Origin of the sequence: Nocardioides marinquilinus, from assembly GCF_039543705.1 — a bacterium.
In the GTDB taxonomy this organism is placed as follows: domain Bacteria; phylum Actinomycetota; class Actinomycetes; order Propionibacteriales; family Nocardioidaceae; genus Nocardioides; species Nocardioides marinquilinus.
Genome location: NZ_BAABKG010000013.1, coordinates 1 through 645 on the forward strand (window position 1 = coordinate 1; position 645 = coordinate 645).

A 645-nucleotide genomic window follows, 5' to 3' on the forward strand; every position below is an offset into this window, starting at 1 on the left:
TGTGGTGATGTCTTCAAGTGGAGCATCAGGCAGACCCCTCCTTATTGCTTTAATTTTGCTCATGTAATTTATGAGTGTCTTCTGCTTGATTCCTCTGCTGGCCAGGATTTTTTCGTAGCGATCAAGCCATGAATGTAACGTAACGGAATTATCACTGTTGATTCTCGCTGTCAGAGGCTTGTGTTTGTGTCCTGAAAATAACTCAATGTTGGCCTGTATAGCTTCAGTGATTGCGATTCGCCTGTCTCTGCCTAATCCAAACTCTTTACCCGTCCTTGGGTCCCTGTAGCAGTAATATCCATTGTTTCTTATATAAAGGTTAGGGGGTAAATCCCGGCGCTCATGACTTCGCCTTCTTCCCATTTCTGATCCTCTTCAAAAGGCCACCTGTTACTGGTCGATTTAAGTCAACCTTTACCGCTGATTCGTGGAACAGATACTCTCTTCCATCCTTAACCGGAGGTGGGAATATCCTGCATTCCCGAACCCATCGACGAACTGTTTCAAGGCTTCTTGGACGTCGCTGGCGTGCGTTCCACTCCTGAAGTGTCAAGTACATCGCAAAGTCTCCGCAATTACACGCAAGAAAAAACCGCCATCAGGCGGCTTGGTGTTCTTTCAGTTCTTCAATTCGAATATTGGTTA

2 protein-coding genes are annotated in these 645 nt (G+C 45.7%); both read right to left on the reverse strand.

Features of this window, described 5'->3' with window-relative positions:
* Positions 1-363: phage integrase Arm DNA-binding domain-containing protein (locus tag ABEA04_RS22940; RefSeq protein WP_345464693.1), on the reverse strand; the 363-nt coding region annotated here is incomplete at its 3' end.
* On the reverse strand, positions 341-559 hold the full coding sequence (locus ABEA04_RS22945; RefSeq protein WP_002414258.1) for an excisionase: 219 nt from the start codon (positions 557-559) through the stop codon (positions 341-343). The genes ABEA04_RS22940 and ABEA04_RS22945, both read right to left, overlap by 23 nt.
* Positions 560-645: the final 86 nt, after the last annotated feature.

Excerpts from the sequence above, each read along its gene's own strand:
- ABEA04_RS22945 (WP_002414258.1), bottom strand. The coding sequence starts at position 559 with ATGTACTTGACACTTCAGGAGTGGAACGCACGCCAGCGACGTCCAAGA.